The following is a 17,053-nucleotide window of genomic DNA, read 5'->3' as shown; positions in this document are numbered from 1 at the left end:
AGGTTCCGGGCCCTCTCGGTTTTCCTGATCCCGTCGGCCCCTGAGGCCGCTCAGTTCTCGGTCTGGCCGCCGTCGTCGTTGATCGCCTGGGTGAGCAGCGCTTTCGTCGCATCGGTGAAGTACGGGCTGTACGAGATGTCGTCCACATGCGGATCGTCGTCCGCCGGGCCGCCGCCGTTCCAGCCGCCGATGACGCCGATCAGGGCGCCGGTCTTGGCGCCGGGCGCCAGTTCCAGCCAGGGGCCGCCGGAGACCCCGGCCGAGTAGCCGCCGCAGCGCATTTCCCGGTACTGGTCGTGGGCGCCGGACTGGAACGTCTCCAGGTTGCAGCTGAGCTGGGCGTCCCCCGGGTTGTTGGTGTCCGGGTAGCCGATGGCGGTGATGCCGCGCAGATGGTACGGCTGGTTGACCTGGAGGGTGTTGCCGCCGGCCGCGTCCTCGATCTCCGGGCCGCCGGACCGGGAGACCCGCAGGAAGGCGTAGTCGTACTGCTCGTCGTTGTCCTTGGTGTAGTGCGGGTCGACCCAGATCTTGTCGACCTGCCAGGTGCCGTGCGGGCTCTTGCCGCCGGTCCTGCCGGGGGCGACGCTGAGCGAGGAGGCGTAGGAGTTGTCGCCGTACACACAGTGGGCCGCGGTGATCACGATGTCCGCGCCGGGGCTGTGCACCACGGCGCCGCTGCAGTAGGGGGAGCCGTCGCTGCCCAGCACCTCGACCACGGACGGGTTGGCCCGGTCGGCACTGAGGAAGCCGCCCTTCTTGGACCAGTCGTCCGGTGGCCTTGGCCCGGTGTGGTGCTTGGCCTGGGCCAGCGCCACCACGTCCGGCGCGTACTGGATGAGACCGACGGCGGCGAGGGCGCCGACGGCTGCCAGCGCGGCGATCCTCGTTCGACTGCGTCGGCGCACCCACAACCTCCCGTCGGCTCTCGACTTACCCCTGATGAAGACGACTGGAGCAAGGATAAGGGCAGAATCTGAGAACGGCCTTATAACAATCAAGAAACGGGCGCAACGAATCGCCGCGCACCGATATCTGACGGCCCCTCAGGTCGGTAGGGGGGTCCAGCCAAGGTGTGTGTAAAAGGGGCCATGACGTGATCTTGGATTTCTGATCGGGCCCCGCAGCCGTCCTGGCCAGCGTCTACCACTGTCCTGCGGTGTCTGTCCCGCGTATGGGTCTTTCGATCTTCGCCCGGAGTCCGGGGTGTGACCATGCCCGGGCGGGCGGGTGTCGCCCGCGTCGACTTCGGGTTGTACGGCTTCGGGACGACGTCGATCGAGCGGACCGCGTATCCGCGGTTCAAGCGGCTGATCACCGCGCGTGAGCTGCACCTGTTCTTCTCGCCGAGCCGGGAGGAGGTGGACTGGCCTGTGGCCCGGACGGATTCCGACGGGCACCAGCTCGCGCTGCTGCTGCTGGTGCTGCTGCCGCGCCGTAGCTGGAAGATCGACCCGGAGGACCTGGCGGAGGTCTCGCCCTACCTGACCAAGAAGATCATGCGGTTCGGCGAGTACTCCACCCTCGAACTGGACCTGGCCCCGGAGGCGTACGAGCCGCACCTGGACGTCGACTTCAGCAAGCTCGACCCACAGCACGATGCAGCATGACCGGGCGCTTCCTCGGTGGTGCGCTACCTCAGCTGCTCCAGCGGCACGGTTGAGCTCGGTGACCGGGAAACGCGAGCCCTGGGGTCATACCGCCGTGCGGCCGCCGTCCACGGCCAGGTGCGCGCCCTGGACGAAGCCGGCGGCGTCGCCGGCCAGGTAGGCGATGGCCTCGGCGATCTCCTCCGGTTCGGCCGCGCGGCCCGCGGGGGCCTGTGCGGCCGCGGCGTCCATCGCCTCGTTCATGCCCTCCATCCCCTCGGTACGGGTCGGGCCCGGCGCGACGGTGTTGACGCGGACCCCGCGCGGGCCGTACTCGGCGGCCCACGCCCGGGTGAGCTGGTTCAGCGCCGCCTTGCTCGATCCGTACAGGGCCAATCCCGAGATGCCGTAGTCGGCCGCCATGGTGCTGACGTTGACGATCGCCCCGCCGCCGCGCTCGGCCATGGCTGGCGCCAGCGCCCCGACCAGGTAGAAGGGGGCCTTCACGTTCAGGTCGTAGACGGCGTCCACCTCGATCGGTGTCGCCTCCTCGGTCGGACCGGCGGGGTAGACGCCCGCGTTGTTGACGAGGATGTCCACCCGGCCGCCGCCCAGTTCGGACGCCTCCCGGGCCAGCCGCCGCACCGCATCCGAGGCGCGCAGGTCGGCGGCGACGAAGTCCGCCTTGCCGCCGCGCTCCCGGATGGCGGTGACCACCGCCCGGCCTCGGGCCGCGTCACGCCCGGCGACCAGCACATGAGCGCCCCGCTCGGCGAGCAGCGCGGCGGTGGCGGCGCCGATACCGCTGGTCGCACCGGTGACCAGGGCCACGCGTCCGGTCAGATCAACAGAATCCATGAGGTCTTCCTCTTCATCGAATGAACCAGGGGGAATGAACCAGGGGGTGCCGCGTTCGCCGCCCCGTCAGCCCATGCGTGAGGCGACATGCGTGCACAGCGCGCGATTCCGTTTCGGCCATCGCCGGATCCGAGAACCGCCATAGAAGGAACGGGTTACTGCTCGCCGGCCTGCGGTTTCTGGCTGATCGTCGCCGGATTCGGGTCGGGGTTGCCCGTGTCCTCCCGGGTCACCGAGGGCGCTGATCGGCTTGCGCCCGCCGCGATCACCTACACGGGGCGGGTATGGACGCCGATGCCGCCGGAGACGATCAGGTTGTCGCCCGTTATGTAGCTGGCACCGTCGGATGCGAGGAAGGCGACAGCTTCGGCAATGTCGGCAGGGGCCCCGACGCGGCCGAGCGGAACGCCTTCACCCCAGGAGGCGATCGTGTCCGGAGAGATCCCCATCTTGCTGTACGCGGGGGTGTTGACCAGGCCGGGGCTTACCGCGTTCACCCGGATGCGGCGCGGGGCGAGTTCGAGGGCCAGGGAACGCACGAGAGGCAGCAGAGCTCCCTTGGAAGCGGTCATGGCAGCGCCGAGTCCCTCGCCGGCGCCGACGGTGAACACCACGGACGCGCCTTCGTTCAGCAGGGGGAGCGCCTTTTGAAGTGTGAAGAAGTTGCCCTTGACGTTGATGTTGAACAGAGCGTCGAAGGCGGCCTCGTCGGTGGACTCGATCGGGCCGGGACGAGAGATGCCCGCGTTGAGGTAGAGCAGATCGAGGGAGCCCAGGTGCTCGCGCGCCTGGTCCACGGCCTGGTCGATGTCGGTCAGGGAGGTGGCATCGGCCTCGACGGCGATGACGTCTCCGGGAAGGCCGGCGTCATCGATGTCGCCGAGGCCGGTGACCATGACGCGATAGCCGCGCGAGTGGAGCAGTTCTGCGGTGGCCTTGCCGATCCCACTGGTTCCGCCGGTGATGAGTGCTGTCTTTGCCGCCACGGTTGTCCTCCTTGCTGATTGCCCGGGGCGCCTCCAGCCCTGCCGCCATAGGCAGAAAGGAACTGAGAGGCAAAGCGCCGTACAGGCGCCCGGTCTTGCTTGCACGACAGCGTACGCCGCGTTGGCAGAGACTGCCAAATCTCCTGTGAGTGCCAGACCTCCTGTGAGTGTCAGACCTTCCGTGAGTGCCAGAGCTCCCGTGGGTGCCAGATTGGCAGGCCGGGCTAAGCTGATGACATGACGCGGGAAGCGCAAGGCAAAGGGGCGACTACGTCCACACTGTGGGATCGGACGCGGGAGCTGGCCGCCCAAGAGATCCCACGAACCGCGTTGCGCCTGTTCACGCAGCAGGGGTACGACGAGACGACCATCGCGCAGATCGCCCGCGAGGCCGGCGTCTCCCAGCGCACCCTCTTCCGTTACTTCGGCACCAAGGAAGACCTCATCGGCGGCAGCGAGGAACGGTTCGTCACCCTCCTGACGGAAACCGTTCGCGAGCAGCCCGCCGATGCCGGCGTCTGGGAGGCGCTGCGTGCCGCATTCAAGGCCGCGCTCTCCCTCCATGCAAGCCCCGAGCAGGCGCTGCAGCGCTTCCGCCTGGTGCACCACACCGACTCGCTGCGCGCCGCCTACCTTGGGAAGCGTGTGCGCTGCCAGGAGGAGCTACTGCCGCTGCTCGAAGCCAGACTGGCGCCCTCGGGGACGGACAGAGGGCAAGCCCGCGCCATCGTTGCGACAGCGTTCGCGTGCTTCGATGCCGCCATTGCGACATGGATCGAGGGCAACGGGCAGGGCGACATTCTCGACCTGTACGACCAGGGCCTGGCTGCGGTACGCAGCTAGCGTCATCACTCACCGGCTGCAGTCCCAAGAACAACCCTGACCAAGGGTTTCCCCCGATCGCGATCATTCCATGGCCCCTTTTACACGTACCTTGGCTGGACCTCGGTAGGGGGTGGTAGGGGCATACCTGTGGGTCGTGCCAGGCTTCGGTAGAGGAGCGGTATGGCCTGAGCAAAGCCGAGCAAACTCTCTTGGAGCGATGCTCGCGCTGGGTGATGCTGGACTTCTGGACAGCGCGAAGAGGCGGCGGAGGCGGCATTGCTGCGCAGAGGGCAGGCGCGATCCGTATTGCGCCGCCGGGGTCCGCACCCCGAGGTGGAGGACGTCGGCCGCTGGCGGGAGTTGTGCCTGGCCGCGTCGTCCGGCCGCCGCGCGGCCGTGCTGACGCTGCTCGCGGAGCTGCGGACGGTGGACGAACGCGGTTCCGCCGAGGACCGCAAGGCCGCGCTCGACGAGCTGGTACGGGCCGCGCCGCGGCTCTGGCTGCATCTGGACCGGTTCGCGCGCTCGCCGGACGCCGCCGCCGGTGCGCGTCCGGCCGACGACTCGGGGCCGCTCCACCTCGTCCTCGCCTCGTTCGACGCCAACGGCCGGATCCGGCAGGCCGCCGTCGAACGGCTCGCCCGGCGCAGCGGGCGGTACGCGGCGAGCGCGCTGGCGCTGCGTACCGGCGACTGGGTACCCGCGGTACGGGAACGCGCGATCACCGCCCTGCTCGGGCATGTGGCCCCGGACGAGGCCGCGGCGGCGGTCCGGCTGCTCTCCCGGCTGGAGCGCCGGTGCCGCACCGCGGGCGTGCTGGCGGCCTACCGCAGGGCCCTGTCCGCGCCCGAGCGGCGCCGCACGGTCCGCAGGCTCGCCGCGGAACCCGATCCGTACGCCCGTCGCTTCGGTGTTGAACTCGCCCTGGAACTCGGCGAGTACGTGCGCGGTGACCTGGCCCGTACCGCTCTGCACGACCGGGACCAGGTGTGCCGCACGCTGTGCGCGGCGCGGCTGCTGGAGCTCGACCCCGACCAGGCGGGGCGGTTGATGTGGGCGCGGTCCGCGGCGGTGCGGGAGTTGGCGGTGGCCGCGCTGCCGGACGATGTGCCCTCCGCCCGGTTGGTGGGGCCGCTTGCCGACCGGTCGCGGATGGTGCGCGCCCAGGCCCGCTGGAAGCTGTACAAGCGCGGCGAGCCGCCGGTGGAGGTCTACCGCAGACAGCTGCGGCGTTGCGGCCGTGCCACCCAGCCGCGGCTGGTCGCCGGGCTGGCGGCCGGGCTTGGTGAGTGCGGCGACTCGACCGACCTGACCATGCTGGAGGTGCTGGCGGCTGACCCGACCTGGGCGCCGGTGGTGCGCCGGGCGGCGGTCCGGGCGCTCGGCAGGCTCGGCCATGTCGCCGAGCGGCTGACGGCGCTGGCCCCGCTGGCGGCGGACGAGGCGGCGAGTGTCGCCCGCGAGACGCTGGACGCGCTGGGTGCGGCCTGCTGCGCCACGCCTGAGCTGCTGCGGACGGCGCTGGAACGCACCGAGCCACCGGTGTGGAAGGCGGCGGTTCGGGCGGCGCGAGCCTTGGCGCACTGGGACCGGCTGGAGTTCATGCTGGTCGCCGCCGTCGACCCGCGCCCGGAAGTGGCCGAGTGCGCGCGGGCGGAGTTGCGGCACTGGATGCATGCGCGGTGGTCCGGTGGTGCCGCCGATCCGGGCCAACTACGGCGGATCGGCGTGCTGTTGCGGCAGGCGCCGTTGGCGGAGCCGGATCGCGCCGGCATCGAGTGGGTGCTGCGGGCGGCGGCGCGGGTGAGCCGGCTGTCGTGACTCCCTTAGGCCCCCGCGCAGTTGGGGCACAGTCCCCGGTAGGTCACCTCGACCTCGGAGACGGTGAAGCCGAACCGCTCCGCCGCGGGCAGGTCCGCGAGGGGGTCGCCGCCGGGGTGCACATCGCGGATCGCGCCGCAGCGGGAGCACACCAGGTGCTGGTGCGGGCGGTGGGCGTTGGGGTCGTACCGCTTGGCGCGACCGTCGGTGGCGACCTCGATCACCTCGCCGAGTGACACCAGCTCGCCGAGGGTGTTGTAGACGGTCGCGCGGGAGATCTCGGGGAGCCGGGCGGCGGCTCGTGCGTGCACCTCGTCCGCGGTGAGATGTACGTGAGAGGCGCCGCCTCCGTCGAGCACCTCGGCTACGACCCGTCGCTGTGCGGTCAGCCGCCAGCCACGTCCGCGAAGTCGTTCCAGCAGGTCACTCATGCCCACCAGCCTAACAGTGCGGGATCTGGTTTCTGAATCCGTATGGGTTTGACCCTCTTCTTGACTTAGACTCTGTCTATCGTAGGATTGGTTCCGGCTACCGCCAAGGGACAGGACGACTCCAGGGAGATGCACGTGACGGTTCAGGAGACGGGCCCGCTGACCACCGAGGCCGGCGCCCCGGTAGCGGACAACCAGAACAGCGAGCAGGCGGGCATCGGCGGGCCGGTGCTGGTCCAGGACCAGTCGCTGCTGGAGAAGCTCGCGCACTTCAACCGGGAGCGCATTCCGGAGCGCATCGTGCACGCCCGCGGTGCCGGTGCGTACGGCACCTTCACGGTGACCGCGGACGTCACCAAGTACACCCGGGCCGAGTTCCTGTCCGAGGTCGGCAAGCAGACCGAGGTCTTCCTGCGGTTCTCGACGGTGGCCGGCAACCTCGGCTCGGCCGACGCGGTGCGTGACCCGCGCGGCTTCGCGCTGAAGTTCTACACCGAGGACGGCAACTACGACCTGGTCGGCAACAACACGCCGGTCTTCTTCATCAAGGACGCCATCAAGTTCCCGGACTTCATCCACACCCAGAAGCGCGACCCGTACAGCGGCTCCCAGGAGGCGGACAACGTATGGGACTTCTGGGGCCTGAGCCCGGAGTCGACGCACCAGGTGACCTGGCTGTTCGGCGACCGCGGCATCCCGGCCACGTACCGGCACATGAACGGGTACGGCTCGCACACGTACCAGTGGAACAACGAGGCGGGCGAGGCCTTCTGGGTCAAGTACCACTTCAAGACCGACCAGGGCATCAAGAACCTGACCGCCGAAGAGGCCGCCAAGCTCGCCGGTGAGGACCCGGACAGCCACCAGCGCGATCTGCGTACCGCCATCGAGCGCGGCGAGTTCCCGACCTGGACCGTGCAGGTGCAGATCATGCCCGCGGCCGAGGCGGCCGACTACCGCTTCAACCCGTTCGACCTGACCAAGGTCTGGCCGCACGAGGACTACCCGCCGATCGAGATCGGCAAGCTGGAGCTCAACCGCAACCCGGAGAACATCTTCGCCGAGGTCGAGCAGTCGATCTTCTCCCCGGCGCACTTCGTGCCCGGTATCGGCCCGTCTCCGGACAAGATGCTCCAGGGCCGCCTGTTCGCGTACGGCGACGCGCACCGCTACCGCGTCGGCATCAACGCCGACCACCTGCCGGTGAACCGCCCGCACGCCACCGAGGCGCGCACCAACAGCCGTGACGGCTTCCTCTACGACGGTCGGCACGGCCGGGCGAAGAACTACGAACCGAACAGCTTCGGCGGCCCGGCGCAGACCGGCCGTCCGCTGTGGCAGCCGATTCCGCTCGCCGGCCGGACCGGCGCGCATGAGGCCCCCTCGCACACCGAGGACAACGACTTCGTGCAGGCGGGCAACCTCTACCGCCTGATGTCGGAGGACGAGAAGACCCGTCTGATCGACAACCTCGCGGGCTTCATCGCGCAGGTCTCGCGGGATGACATCGCCGAGCGGGCGATCGAAAACTTCCGCCAGGCGGACGAGGACTACGGCAAGCGGCTGGAGGCCGCGGTCCAGGCCCTCCGCGGCTGATCCACCGTTTGCCGTTGCCACAGAGGCCGGAGCCGCGCGGCTCCGGCCTCTTCGGCTTCCGGGGCCCGGGGGCCTGGGGGGCGAAGCCCCGGAAAAGACCTACCGGCTCACACGATCGCTGCCTGCTCCGCGGGAACGTGGATCCGGCCACGGGTCCAGCAGCCGATGATGTCCCGTACCGACACCACGCCCACCGGGTCCTGGCCGTCCAGGACGATCAAGTGGCGGAAGCCGCCGCGGACCATCGCGTTCGCCGCCTCGTCCAGGGTCCAGTCCGGAGCCGCGAAGACCACGTCCGTGGTGGTGTGCTCGTGGGCCGCCTCCTCGTCGGGGCTCAGACCCGCGCCGAGGGCGTTGAGGATGTCGCGTTCGGTGAGGATGCCGAGTCCGCAGGTGTCGGGGTCGAGAACGACGGCCGATCCGACGCGGCGGGCGGACATCAGTCTGGCCGCCTGGCGGAGGGTGTGAGTGGGGCCGATGGTGAGGATGACTGTGCTCATGGCGTCGCGGACCAGCATGGGCGCACCCCTAGGGAGAGAATTCACAAGTTCACAAGCTGGCGTGTTCTCATGTTCACACGCGCCGGGGACACCGGGCAAGGGGCGTGCGGGGTTACCGGGGCTCGTGCGGGGTCACACAGATCGGCGCGTGGGATTCAGGTAGCGGAGCAGTTCCTCGTGCAACAACCCGTTGGACGCCGCGGCGTTCTCACCGTACGGGCCGGGGGTCCCGGCGAGGTTGGTGAAGCGGCCGCCCGCCTCCCGTACGACCACCGAGGTCGCCGCCATGTCCCAGACGCTCAGCTCGGGCTCGGCGCAGATGTCCACCGAGCCCTCGGCGACCATCATGTAGGACCAGAAGTCGCCGTACGCACGAGTGCGCCAGCAGGCCCGGGTCAGATCGAGGAACCCGTCGAGACGGCCCTGCTCCTCCCAGCCGCTGAGCGAGGAGTACGACAGTGACGCGTCGGAGAGCCGGTCCACCCCGGAGACATGCAGCCGGGTGGCCGCGGACAGACTGCGCCCGGTGTACGCCCCACCGCCCTTCACCGCCCACCAGCGGCGGCCCAGCGCGGGCGCGGAAACCACCCCGACCACCCCGTCGTCACCCTCGGGACCGCCCTCGCCGCGCACCGACAGCGCGATCAGCGTGGCCCAGACCGGCACGCCGCGCACATAGTTCTTGGTGCCGTCGATCGGGTCGATGATCCAGCGGCGGGCGCCGCTGCCCTCGGTGCCGTACTCCTCGCCCAGCACCGCGTCGCGTGGCCGGGCCCGCTGCAACTGGCTGCGGATCAACTCCTCGGCGGCCTTGTCGGCCTCGCTCACCGGTGTCATGTCCGGCTTGGTCTCGACCTTCAGGTCGAGCGCCTTGAAGCGGTCCATGGTCACGGCGTCGGCGGCGTCGGCCAGGATGTGGGCGAGGCGGAGGTCGTCGTAGAAGTCGGGCATGTGCGAACAGTAGCGATCGTGGCCGCACCCCGGCTACGTGGCGTGGTGGCCGAGGCGTGTCCCTCGCCGTGACGGCGGTCTTGACACCTGTGTGGGGCGAGTCAATTCTTGCCGCACCGCTCGTGCCATGAATGTGCGCCCGGCCGCTTTCCGGCCTGGAGGCAGTGCCTTGGAGGCGATGATGCCGACAGCGCGTGATTCCTTACTCAACGCGGCGTTATCCGCACTCGACGTACGATCCTGGAGTTCGGTCCGGATGGTCGATGTGGCGGCCGAGGCCGGAGTCTCCCGGCAGACCCTCTACAACGAGTTCGGGACCAAGGAGGGCCTCGCCCGGGCGCTGGCCCGCCGCGAGACCGATGACTTCCTGTCCGGGGTCGACCAGGCGCTGGCCACCGCCCGGCAGCACGGCGCGGACGCCGCCGACTGCCTGGCCGCGGCCACCGCCTGGACCCTGCGCACCGCACGCCGCAGCCCACTGGTGCGCGCGGGCATCACCGGCTGCCGTACCGACCGGCTGCCGACCGCCGTGCAGCCCGCCACCGGTGAGCTGGCCCGCACGCTACGGGACCGGGTCGCCGCCATGCTGGGCAGCGGCCCGGTCGGCGCCGGATGGGTCTACGAGGCGGCGGTGCGGCTCGCAGTGTCGTACGTGGTGGTGCCCGCGCCCTCGGACGAGGACGCCTGTGCGCAGGTGGCGCGCCTCGTCCGGGGCCTGATCGGGGCTACTTGAGCCAGCCGACCCTGCTGTAGTCGACGATGTTCGTCAGGCCGAACGCGCCGTAGTCGGCCAGGCCCTTGCGGACGGCGGCGGCTGGATAAGTTGAACCGAAGCGTCATGGACGCGGGTTGGGGGCTGTTCCCGGGAATCCTGGCGAACAAGGCTGAGAGCGCCGGTCGCCGAGTGATCCCGATGGACGCCCGCAACACCTCCCGCACGCGCCCGCTGGCCGCCGGAGGCCGCGGACACGTGGCAGCGGAGAACCGCGTCACCCAAGCGAAGTTCGAGTGCGTCAAGTGCGGGTTCGCCGAGAACGCCGACCATGCGGGCGCGCTGAACGTCCTGGACAGGGCCGGGCTGGTTTTCTGCAGCGGTGCTTGACCTCCGACGCGGCAAGCCCGCGCCTTCAGGCGCGCGTGGAGTCACCAACGAGAACGACGTCGACTCGGTCGTCGCGGTCAACGTCTTCGCCGCCGTGGTGGTGCCGCTGCCCGGCAGCGTGGTCTCCCTGGGGCGCACCGTGGAGGCGGCGACGTGCGGGTGGTCTTCGAACGCCCCCGACACCCTTGCGCCCAGGCCCTGTTGTCGGCCGTGCCGCTGCCCGACCCGGGCGTGGAGCGCCGCCGCACCCGGGCGCTGCTGGCAGGGACCCGCCGAGCCCGCCCCAGCGGCACACCGGCTGCCGCTTACCGCGCCCGCGCGCGGTGCTCACAGCGGAAGCTTGAAACCGATGTGGGTGGCCTGGAAGCCCAACTTCTCGTAGAAGCGGTGCGCGTCAAGCCGTGTGACGTCCGAGGTGAGCTGGACCAGCGCGCAGTGGTGCTCGCGCGCCCGGTCCACGCACCACTCGATGAGCCGCGATCCGAGACCGCTGCCGCGTTCGGTGCCACTGACCCGTACCGCCTCGATCTGCGCGCGGGTGGCGCCCTTGCGGGACAGCCCGGGAAGGTAGGTCAGCTGGGCGGTGCCCACCACCTCACCGTCGCGGTCCGCCGCGACCAGCAACTGGTGCGGGTCAGCGTCGAGTTCGGCGAACGCCGCCTGGTACGGGCGCAGGTCGTCCGGGGACTCCCTGGTGGCGCCCAGCTCGTCATCGGCGAGCAGGGCCACGATCGCGGGGATGTCGTCGGCGGTGGCGCGTCGAATGGTGATCTCATCCATGGGGCGCATCCCATCATCCGCCGCGCGCCGGTGCACGCGTGGGGGGCGCGGTCAGTGCGACGAGCCGGAGAGTTGCAGGCCGACCACACCCACCAACACCAAGGCGATGGAAACCAGTTTGAGGGTGCTGACCACATCACCCAGAAAGATCATGCCGTAGACCGCGGTGCCCGCGCCGCCGATGCCCGTCCACACCGCGTACGCCGCACCCACGTCCAGCTTCTTCAGCGACAGCGTCAGCAGGCCGAAGCTGCCCAGCGCGAAGCAGGCGAAGGCGATGGTGGGCCACAGCCGCGTGAAGCCGTGGGAGAGCTTGAGGCAGACCGCGAAGCCGGTCTCCAACAGCCCGGCCACCACGACGAGCAGCCATGCCATATGTGAGCCTCCCGTTCCGCACCGGCCACCCTGTGCCCCGGACAAACGTCCGGTCGATCATCACACATACGGCTCGACGAGACCGGTCAATCCCACCGATCGGCGGTACCGAACCGTGTCACCGGCACGGCCCCCGGGGGTTCCCAGCCGGGGGTACGGAGCCAAGCGGCGCCCGCCGCTGATGTCAGGGCGTACGGGGAGGACGGGTCAGTCGCCCTCGCGCCGCTCCCTGGTGGCCAGCAGCCGTCGCAGCGAGTGCAGTCGGGCCGGTTCCGCGTGCCCGGCGGCCACCCACGCGTCCAACGCACAGTCCGGCTCGTCATGACTGCACGCCCGTGGGCACTGCTCGGTGCCCGGCTCCAGATCGGGGAACGCGTGGATCACCCGGGACGGCTCCACATGGTGCAGTCCGAAGGAGCGCACGCCCGGGGTGTCGATCACCCAGCCGCCGATGTCGCCGGGCAGCGGCAGGGCGAGCGCGGACGTGGTGGTGTGGCGACCGCGCCCGGTCACCGCGTTGACGTTGCCGGTGGCCCGGGCGTACTCCGGCACCAGGGCGTTGACCAGCGTCGTCTTGCCGACCCCGCTGTGTCCGACGCAGGCGGTCATTCGTCCGGCCAGCCGCTCGCGCACCTCGTCGGCCGCCGCGCCGTCCAACTCGTCGCTGCGGGTGACCACATAGCGGATGCCGAGCGGCGCGTAGGTCTCCAACAGCGGTTCCGCCGGGGCGAGATCGGACTTCGTCAGGATCAGCAGCGGCTCAAGACCGGCGTCGTAGGCCGCGACCAGACAGCGGTCGATCAGCCGCGGACGCGGCTCGGGATCGGCGAGCGCGGTGACGATCGCCAACTGGTCGGCGTTGGCGACCACCACCCGCTCGTACGGATCGTCGTCGTCCGCCGTCCGCCGCAGCACCGAACTGCGCTCCTGTACGCGGACGATGCGCGCCAGGGTGTCCTTGGCGCCCGACAGGTCACCGACGATGTCCACCCGGTCGCCGACCGCGATGCCCTTGCGGCCCAGTTCCCTGGCCTTCATCGCGGTGATCCGCCGGTCGTCGACCAGGCAGGTGATCCGCCCGCGGTCGACGGTGAGGACGAATCCCTCGGCCGCGTCCTCGTGCTTGGGGCGGATCCGGGTGCGCGGGCGGCTGCCCTTCCTGCCGGGACGTACCCTCACGTCCTCTTCGTCGGTGTCCTTGCCGTAGCGCCGCATGGCCTCGGGTCAGGCTCCCTGTCCGGCCAGCGCGTCGCCGCTCGCGGCGCGCGACAGCATCCCGGTCCACAGTTGCGGGAAGTCGGGGAGCGTCTTGGCGGTGGTGGCCACGTTCTCCACCTGTACGCCGTCGACCACCAGGCCCAGCACCGCCGCGGCGGTCGCCAGCCGGTGGTCCTCGTAGGTGTGGAAGACCCCGCCGTGCAGCTTGCGGGGGCGGATCCGCAGGCCGTCCTCGGTCTCGGCCACATCGCCGCCGAGTTCGTTGAACTCCTTTGCCAGCGCGGCCAGTCGGTCGGTCTCGTGCAGCCGCAGATGCGCGATGCCGCGCAGCACCGACTCCGAGTCGGCCAGCGCCGCCACTGCCGCGATGACCGGGGTGAGCTCGCCCACCTCGTGCAGGTCCGCGTCGATGCCCTGGATACGGCCGGTGCCGGTGAAGGTCAGGCCGCGCTCGTCCAGGGTGTACGTACCACCCATCTGGGTGAAGATCTCGCGCAGTGCGTCGCCGGGCTGGGTGGTGTGCGACGGCCAGTCGGGGATGGTCACCCGTCCGCCGGTCACCAGCGCGGCGGCCAGGAACGGCGCGGCGTTCGACAGGTCGGGCTCGATGGTCAGATCGCGGCCGAGCAGCGCGCTCGGGTCGACCCGCCAGACGTTGGGCTCACCGCCGCCCTCGGGCGAGTCCACCTTGGCCCCCGCCAGCCGCAGCATGTCCACGGTCATCCGGATGTGCGGCAGCGACGGCAGGGTGGCGCCGGTGTGCCGCAGCTCCACGCCCTGGTTGAAGCGCGGGGCGGACAGCAGCAGGGCGCTGATGAACTGCGAGGACGAGGACGCGTCGACCGCCACCCGGCCACCGGCCAGTGAGCCGCTGCCGTAGACGGTCAGCGGCAGCGCGCCGCGCCCGTCGTCGTCGTCGATCCGGGCGCCGAGGGCGCGCAGCGCGTCGATCACACCGTGCAGCGGGCGCTCATGGCTGCGCGGGTCGCCGTCGAACCGCACCGGCCCGTCGGCCAGGGCGGCCACCGGCGGCAGGAAGCGCATCACCGTACCCGCGTTGCCGACATCGACCCGCGCCGGGCCGTGCAGGCCCGCCGGGATGACGCGCCACGCCTCGCCGGCGGTGCTGGAGGCGCTCGACGAGACGACCTCCTCGATGCCGACGCCGAGGGCACGCAGTGCCTCCGCCATCAGCAGGGTGTCGCGGCTGCGCAGCGGCCGCCGCAGCCAGCCGGGTTCGGAGGCCAGCGCGGCCAGTACCAGGGCGCGATTGGTGACCGACTTGGATCCGGGCACGGTGACGCTCGCGTCGACTGCGCCGGATGCGGTCGGTGCGGGCCAGGGGGCGGTGTCCGCGGGAATACCGGTCATGGAAAGCAACTCTAGTGGCTGCTCGAAGGGGAGGATCTTGATCAGATCGGGGGAAACCTGGGTGAAACAGGGACTTGGTATGAGCCTACGGGACCCTGACCAGGTACATAACGGCACTGGGTGACGGCCATCACGGCAACGTCAGACCGCCCGGCTCGCGGCACACCGTCGGGCGCGGTTCGAACGGCTCGTCACACCCCGAGCAGCCATCGGCCGCCGCCGATCAGCGCACACAGCGCCACCGCGTAGAACAGCACCAGCCACATCGCGGGCGGGACGTCGGTAAGCCGGGCCAGCTGGTCCGCGTCGGAGTCCGGCGCCCCGCCCGCCCATCGCCCACCACCCTCAAACGAAGGCGCTGATCCGCCCCTCCTCCATTGCCGCCGCTTGACCTGCAGCTCGAAGACCGGCCGCACCCCGCCGAGCAGCAGGAACCACACCGCCAGATAGGCGAACGCCGCCTGCGTCTGGGCGCCGGTCAGCCAGGAGATCAGGAAGAACGCGCCCCCGGCGATGACCACCGTCAGCACCCCGTACGCGTTCCTGATCATCACCAGCATGGCCACCAGCAGCGCCACCGCGCCCCACAGCAGCGCCGTGATGTGCCCGGCCGCCAGCAGCCACGCGCCGCCCAGCCCGAGCAGTGACGGCGCGGTGTACCCGGCGGCGGCGGTGAACACCATGCCCAGGCCGTGCGGCTTGCCGCGGGAGACGGTCAGGCCCGAGGTGTCCGAGTGCAGCCGGATGCCCTCCAGGCGGCGCCCCATGAGCAGGGCCACCAGCCCATGGCCGCCCTCGTGCGCGATGGTCACGGCGTTGCGGGTGATGTGCCAGACGCTGTGCGGTATGACCGCGGCCAGCGCGATCACCCCGGTCAGCAGGACCAGCCAGGTGGGCGGGTCCGGCTGGGTGCCGACCACCCGGTCCCATACGTCGGTGATGCTCTTGATGTCCATCGTTCCCCTGCGACGCGCGGCGCTGCCCGGCCGGTTCCCGGGCGGTTCCCGGGCCGTTCCGGGCAACGAGCGGCGCCGATCCGAAGTGCCGTGGCAGTGTTGCACTCATGTGCGGGCGATATGCAGCGAGCCGGAAACCCGAGGATCTGGTCGGGATCTTCGACGTGCGGAAGTGGGAGCCGACCGAGGCGCTGGAGCCGGACTACAACGTCGCGCCGACGGCCAACGTCTACGCCGTCCTGGAGCGGCCGGAGAAGGGCTCCGCGTCGCCGGATCCGGTACGGCAGCTCAGGGCGCTGCGCTGGGGGCTCGTACCGTCCTGGGCCAAGTCGCCTGAGGGCGGCGTGAAGATGATCAACGCACGCGCCGAGACACTGCACGAGAAGCCCTCGTACCGCCGCGCCTTCGCGGCCCGGCGCTGCCTGCTGCCCGCGGACGGCTACTTCGAGTGGGTCACCGGCTCGCAGGAGCGGCAGCTGGAGGAGCAGGGGGTCAGGAAGCGGCCGCGCAAGCAGCCGTACTTCGTCACCCCGGCCGACGGCTCGGTGCTGGCGATGGCGGGGCTCTACGAGTTCTGGCGGGACCGTACGCTGCCCGATGACCATCCGCAGGCGTGGTGGGCGACCTGCACGGTGGTCACCACCGCGGCCGAGACCACGGTTCTGGCCGGTGCCGAGGACAGCGGCGGGCCGCGATCGCTGGCCGACATCCATCCGCGGATGCCGCTCGCCCTTCCGCCGGACCGGTGGGACTCCTGGCTCAACCCCGCGATCACCGACACGGCCGTGCTGCGCGATCTGCTGGCTCCCCCGCCGCCTGGGATGATGCGGGCGTATCCGGTGTCGACCGCGGTCAGCAACGTCCGCAACAACGGACCCGAGCTCGTCGAGCCGCTGCCCGCCCCGGAGGAGGAGACGCTCTTTTGAGCACGTCCGAGCTGGTGCCGACGCCGGCCGGTGCGGCCCGTATCACCTGGTATCCGGCCGAGCGGCCGCACACGGTGCTGGCGCTGGGCCACGGCGCCGGGGGCGGTATCGAGGCGCGCGACCTCCAGGCGCTCGCCGACGCGCTGCCGCCGCACGGCGTCACCGTCGCCCTGGTGGAACAGCCCTGGCGGGTGGCCGGGAAGAAGGTCGCGCCCGCGCCCAAGACCCTGGACACCGCCTGGACGGCGCTGTGGCCCGCGCTCACCCGGCCGGGCCTGCCGGTCGTCGCGGGCGGTCGCAGCGCCGGTGCGCGGGTCGCCTGCCGCACCGCGGCGGACCTGGGCGCGAAGGCGGTCCTCGCGCTGTCCTTTCCGCTGCACCCGCCGGGCAAGCCGGAGAAGTCCCGCGCGGACGAGCTGCTGGGCGCCAAGGTGCCGGTGCTGGTGGTGCAGGGCGGACGGGATCCGTTCGGGCGGCCGGAGGAGTTCCCGGCTGGTGTCGACCCGGTCGAAGTCCCTTACGGGGACCACGGTTTCGCGGTGCCGAAGAAGGCCGACGTCGGCCAGGAGGAGGCACTGCGGCGGCTGACCGGCGCGGTCGCCGAGTGGCTTTAGGCCCTTCCGGCGGATCTTTCCGCGGTGGCGGCCGGTTTGGCGCCGCCGGTCTCCACCATGGTGGTTGCTCGCCGCCGTGGCGGGGATTTCATTGCCGTCACAGAGCGTCTACCCGCAGGACCACGCCAGCCAGCCGACGGCCGCGGCAACGACC

19 protein-coding genes are annotated in these 17,053 nt (G+C 70.8%); 8 read left to right on the top strand and 11 right to left on the bottom strand.

The features are described 5' to 3' along the window. Positions 1-50: 50 nt before the first annotated feature. Positions 51-908 (bottom strand): trypsin-like serine peptidase, encoded by an 858-nt coding sequence (locus tag P2L57_RS02345; protein WP_275807310.1) that lies wholly within the window; start codon positions 906-908, stop codon positions 51-53. A gap of 300 nt (positions 909-1,208) precedes the next feature. Between P2L57_RS02345 and P2L57_RS02340 the strand changes: the two genes are divergently transcribed. Beyond that, positions 1,209-1,610 carry a hypothetical protein gene (locus P2L57_RS02340; RefSeq protein WP_275807307.1) on the top strand — a complete coding sequence of 134 codons (402 nt, stop codon included), beginning with the start codon at positions 1,209-1,211 and terminating at the stop codon, positions 1,608-1,610. 84 nt (positions 1,611-1,694) lie between these two features. On the opposite strand, the gene P2L57_RS02335 is transcribed toward P2L57_RS02340, so the two are convergent. Both P2L57_RS02335 and P2L57_RS02330 read right to left on the bottom strand, forming a co-directional pair. Continuing rightward, positions 1,695-2,447: an SDR family NAD(P)-dependent oxidoreductase gene (locus tag P2L57_RS02335; protein ID WP_275807304.1), complete on the bottom strand. Its 753-nt coding sequence runs from the start codon at positions 2,445-2,447 to the stop codon at positions 1,695-1,697. A 269-nt stretch (positions 2,448-2,716) separates the two neighbouring features. Then, complete coding sequence (locus P2L57_RS02330) at positions 2,717-3,433, bottom strand: SDR family NAD(P)-dependent oxidoreductase (protein ID WP_275807301.1); 717 nt, start codon at positions 3,431-3,433, stop codon at positions 2,717-2,719. A 237-nt stretch (positions 3,434-3,670) separates the two neighbouring features. Between P2L57_RS02330 and P2L57_RS02325 the strand changes: the two genes are divergently transcribed. Beyond that, positions 3,671-4,276 (top strand): TetR/AcrR family transcriptional regulator, encoded by a 606-nt coding sequence (locus tag P2L57_RS02325; protein ID WP_275807299.1) that lies wholly within the window; start codon positions 3,671-3,673, stop codon positions 4,274-4,276. 315 nt (positions 4,277-4,591) lie between these two features. Continuing rightward, positions 4,592-6,079 carry a hypothetical protein gene (locus tag P2L57_RS02320; RefSeq protein ID WP_275807296.1) on the top strand — a complete coding sequence of 496 codons (1,488 nt, stop codon included), beginning with the start codon at positions 4,592-4,594 and terminating at the stop codon, positions 6,077-6,079. Between the two features lie 5 nt (positions 6,080-6,084). On the opposite strand, the gene P2L57_RS02315 is transcribed toward P2L57_RS02320, so the two are convergent. Beyond that, entirely contained in the window at positions 6,085-6,510 is a 426-nt protein-coding gene (locus P2L57_RS02315; protein WP_275807293.1) for a Fur family transcriptional regulator, read from the bottom strand. Between the two features lie 129 nt (positions 6,511-6,639). On the opposite strand from P2L57_RS02315, the gene P2L57_RS02310 reads away from it, so the two are divergent. After that, on the top strand, positions 6,640-8,106 hold the full coding sequence (locus P2L57_RS02310) for a catalase (RefSeq protein WP_275807291.1): 1,467 nt from the start codon (positions 6,640-6,642) through the stop codon (positions 8,104-8,106). Between the two features lie 107 nt (positions 8,107-8,213). On the opposite strand, the gene P2L57_RS02305 is transcribed toward P2L57_RS02310, so the two are convergent. Together P2L57_RS02305 and hisN are read right to left on the bottom strand one after the other, a co-directional pair. Next, positions 8,214-8,624, bottom strand: a complete 411-nt coding sequence (locus P2L57_RS02305) for a CBS domain-containing protein (protein ID WP_275807288.1) — start codon at positions 8,622-8,624, stop codon at positions 8,214-8,216. A gap of 114 nt (positions 8,625-8,738) precedes the next feature. Continuing rightward, positions 8,739-9,557, bottom strand: coding sequence for a histidinol-phosphatase (hisN, locus tag P2L57_RS02300; RefSeq protein WP_275807284.1), 819 nt, complete (start codon positions 9,555-9,557; stop codon positions 8,739-8,741). Positions 9,558-9,738: 181 nt separating this feature from the next. On the opposite strand from hisN, the gene P2L57_RS02295 reads away from it, so the two are divergent. Next, positions 9,739-10,290: a TetR/AcrR family transcriptional regulator gene (locus P2L57_RS02295; protein ID WP_275807623.1), complete on the top strand. Its 552-nt coding sequence runs from the start codon at positions 9,739-9,741 to the stop codon at positions 10,288-10,290. 105 nt (positions 10,291-10,395) lie between these two features. Next, a complete protein-coding gene (locus tag P2L57_RS02290) occupies positions 10,396-10,659 on the top strand; it encodes a zinc ribbon domain-containing protein (protein ID WP_372515573.1) in 264 nt (87 codons plus the stop codon). A gap of 327 nt (positions 10,660-10,986) precedes the next feature. Here the strand turns inward: P2L57_RS02290 and P2L57_RS02285 are convergent, their stop codons facing one another. The 5 genes from P2L57_RS02285 to P2L57_RS02265 all read right to left on the bottom strand — a co-directional run bounded on the left by P2L57_RS02285 (position 10,987) and on the right by P2L57_RS02265 (position 15,359). Beyond that, positions 10,987-11,439, bottom strand: coding sequence for a GNAT family N-acetyltransferase (locus tag P2L57_RS02285; RefSeq protein ID WP_275807281.1), 453 nt, complete (start codon positions 11,437-11,439; stop codon positions 10,987-10,989). Positions 11,440-11,490: 51 nt separating this feature from the next. Next, positions 11,491-11,814: a DMT family transporter gene (locus tag P2L57_RS02280; protein WP_275807278.1), complete on the bottom strand. Its 324-nt coding sequence runs from the start codon at positions 11,812-11,814 to the stop codon at positions 11,491-11,493. A 207-nt stretch (positions 11,815-12,021) separates the two neighbouring features. Continuing rightward, complete coding sequence (rsgA, locus tag P2L57_RS02275) at positions 12,022-13,029, bottom strand: ribosome small subunit-dependent GTPase A (protein ID WP_275807275.1); 1,008 nt, start codon at positions 13,027-13,029, stop codon at positions 12,022-12,024. 9 nt (positions 13,030-13,038) lie between these two features. Then, positions 13,039-14,403: a 3-phosphoshikimate 1-carboxyvinyltransferase gene (aroA, locus tag P2L57_RS02270; RefSeq protein WP_275807272.1), complete on the bottom strand. Its 1,365-nt coding sequence runs from the start codon at positions 14,401-14,403 to the stop codon at positions 13,039-13,041. Positions 14,404-14,594: 191 nt separating this feature from the next. Further along, complete coding sequence (locus P2L57_RS02265; protein WP_275807269.1) at positions 14,595-15,359, bottom strand: M50 family metallopeptidase; 765 nt, start codon at positions 15,357-15,359, stop codon at positions 14,595-14,597. Positions 15,360-15,466: 107 nt separating this feature from the next. Between P2L57_RS02265 and P2L57_RS02260 the strand changes: the two genes are divergently transcribed. Both P2L57_RS02260 and P2L57_RS02255 read left to right on the top strand, forming a co-directional pair. Next, positions 15,467-16,285 carry an SOS response-associated peptidase gene (locus P2L57_RS02260; protein WP_275807266.1) on the top strand — a complete coding sequence of 273 codons (819 nt, stop codon included), beginning with the start codon at positions 15,467-15,469 and terminating at the stop codon, positions 16,283-16,285. Next, positions 16,282-16,899, top strand: a complete 618-nt coding sequence (locus P2L57_RS02255) for an alpha/beta hydrolase family protein (RefSeq protein ID WP_275807264.1) — start codon at positions 16,282-16,284, stop codon at positions 16,897-16,899. Before P2L57_RS02260 ends, P2L57_RS02255 begins: the two co-directional genes overlap by 4 nt. Positions 16,900-17,053 lie beyond the last annotated feature (154 nt).

It is taken from the genome of Streptantibioticus ferralitis, from assembly GCF_029223525.1.
GTDB lineage: Bacteria > Actinomycetota > Actinomycetes > Streptomycetales > Streptomycetaceae > Streptantibioticus_A > Streptantibioticus_A ferralitis.
Note: the sequence above shows the minus strand (reverse complement) of the source record. Positions and strands in the feature narration are given on the sequence as shown.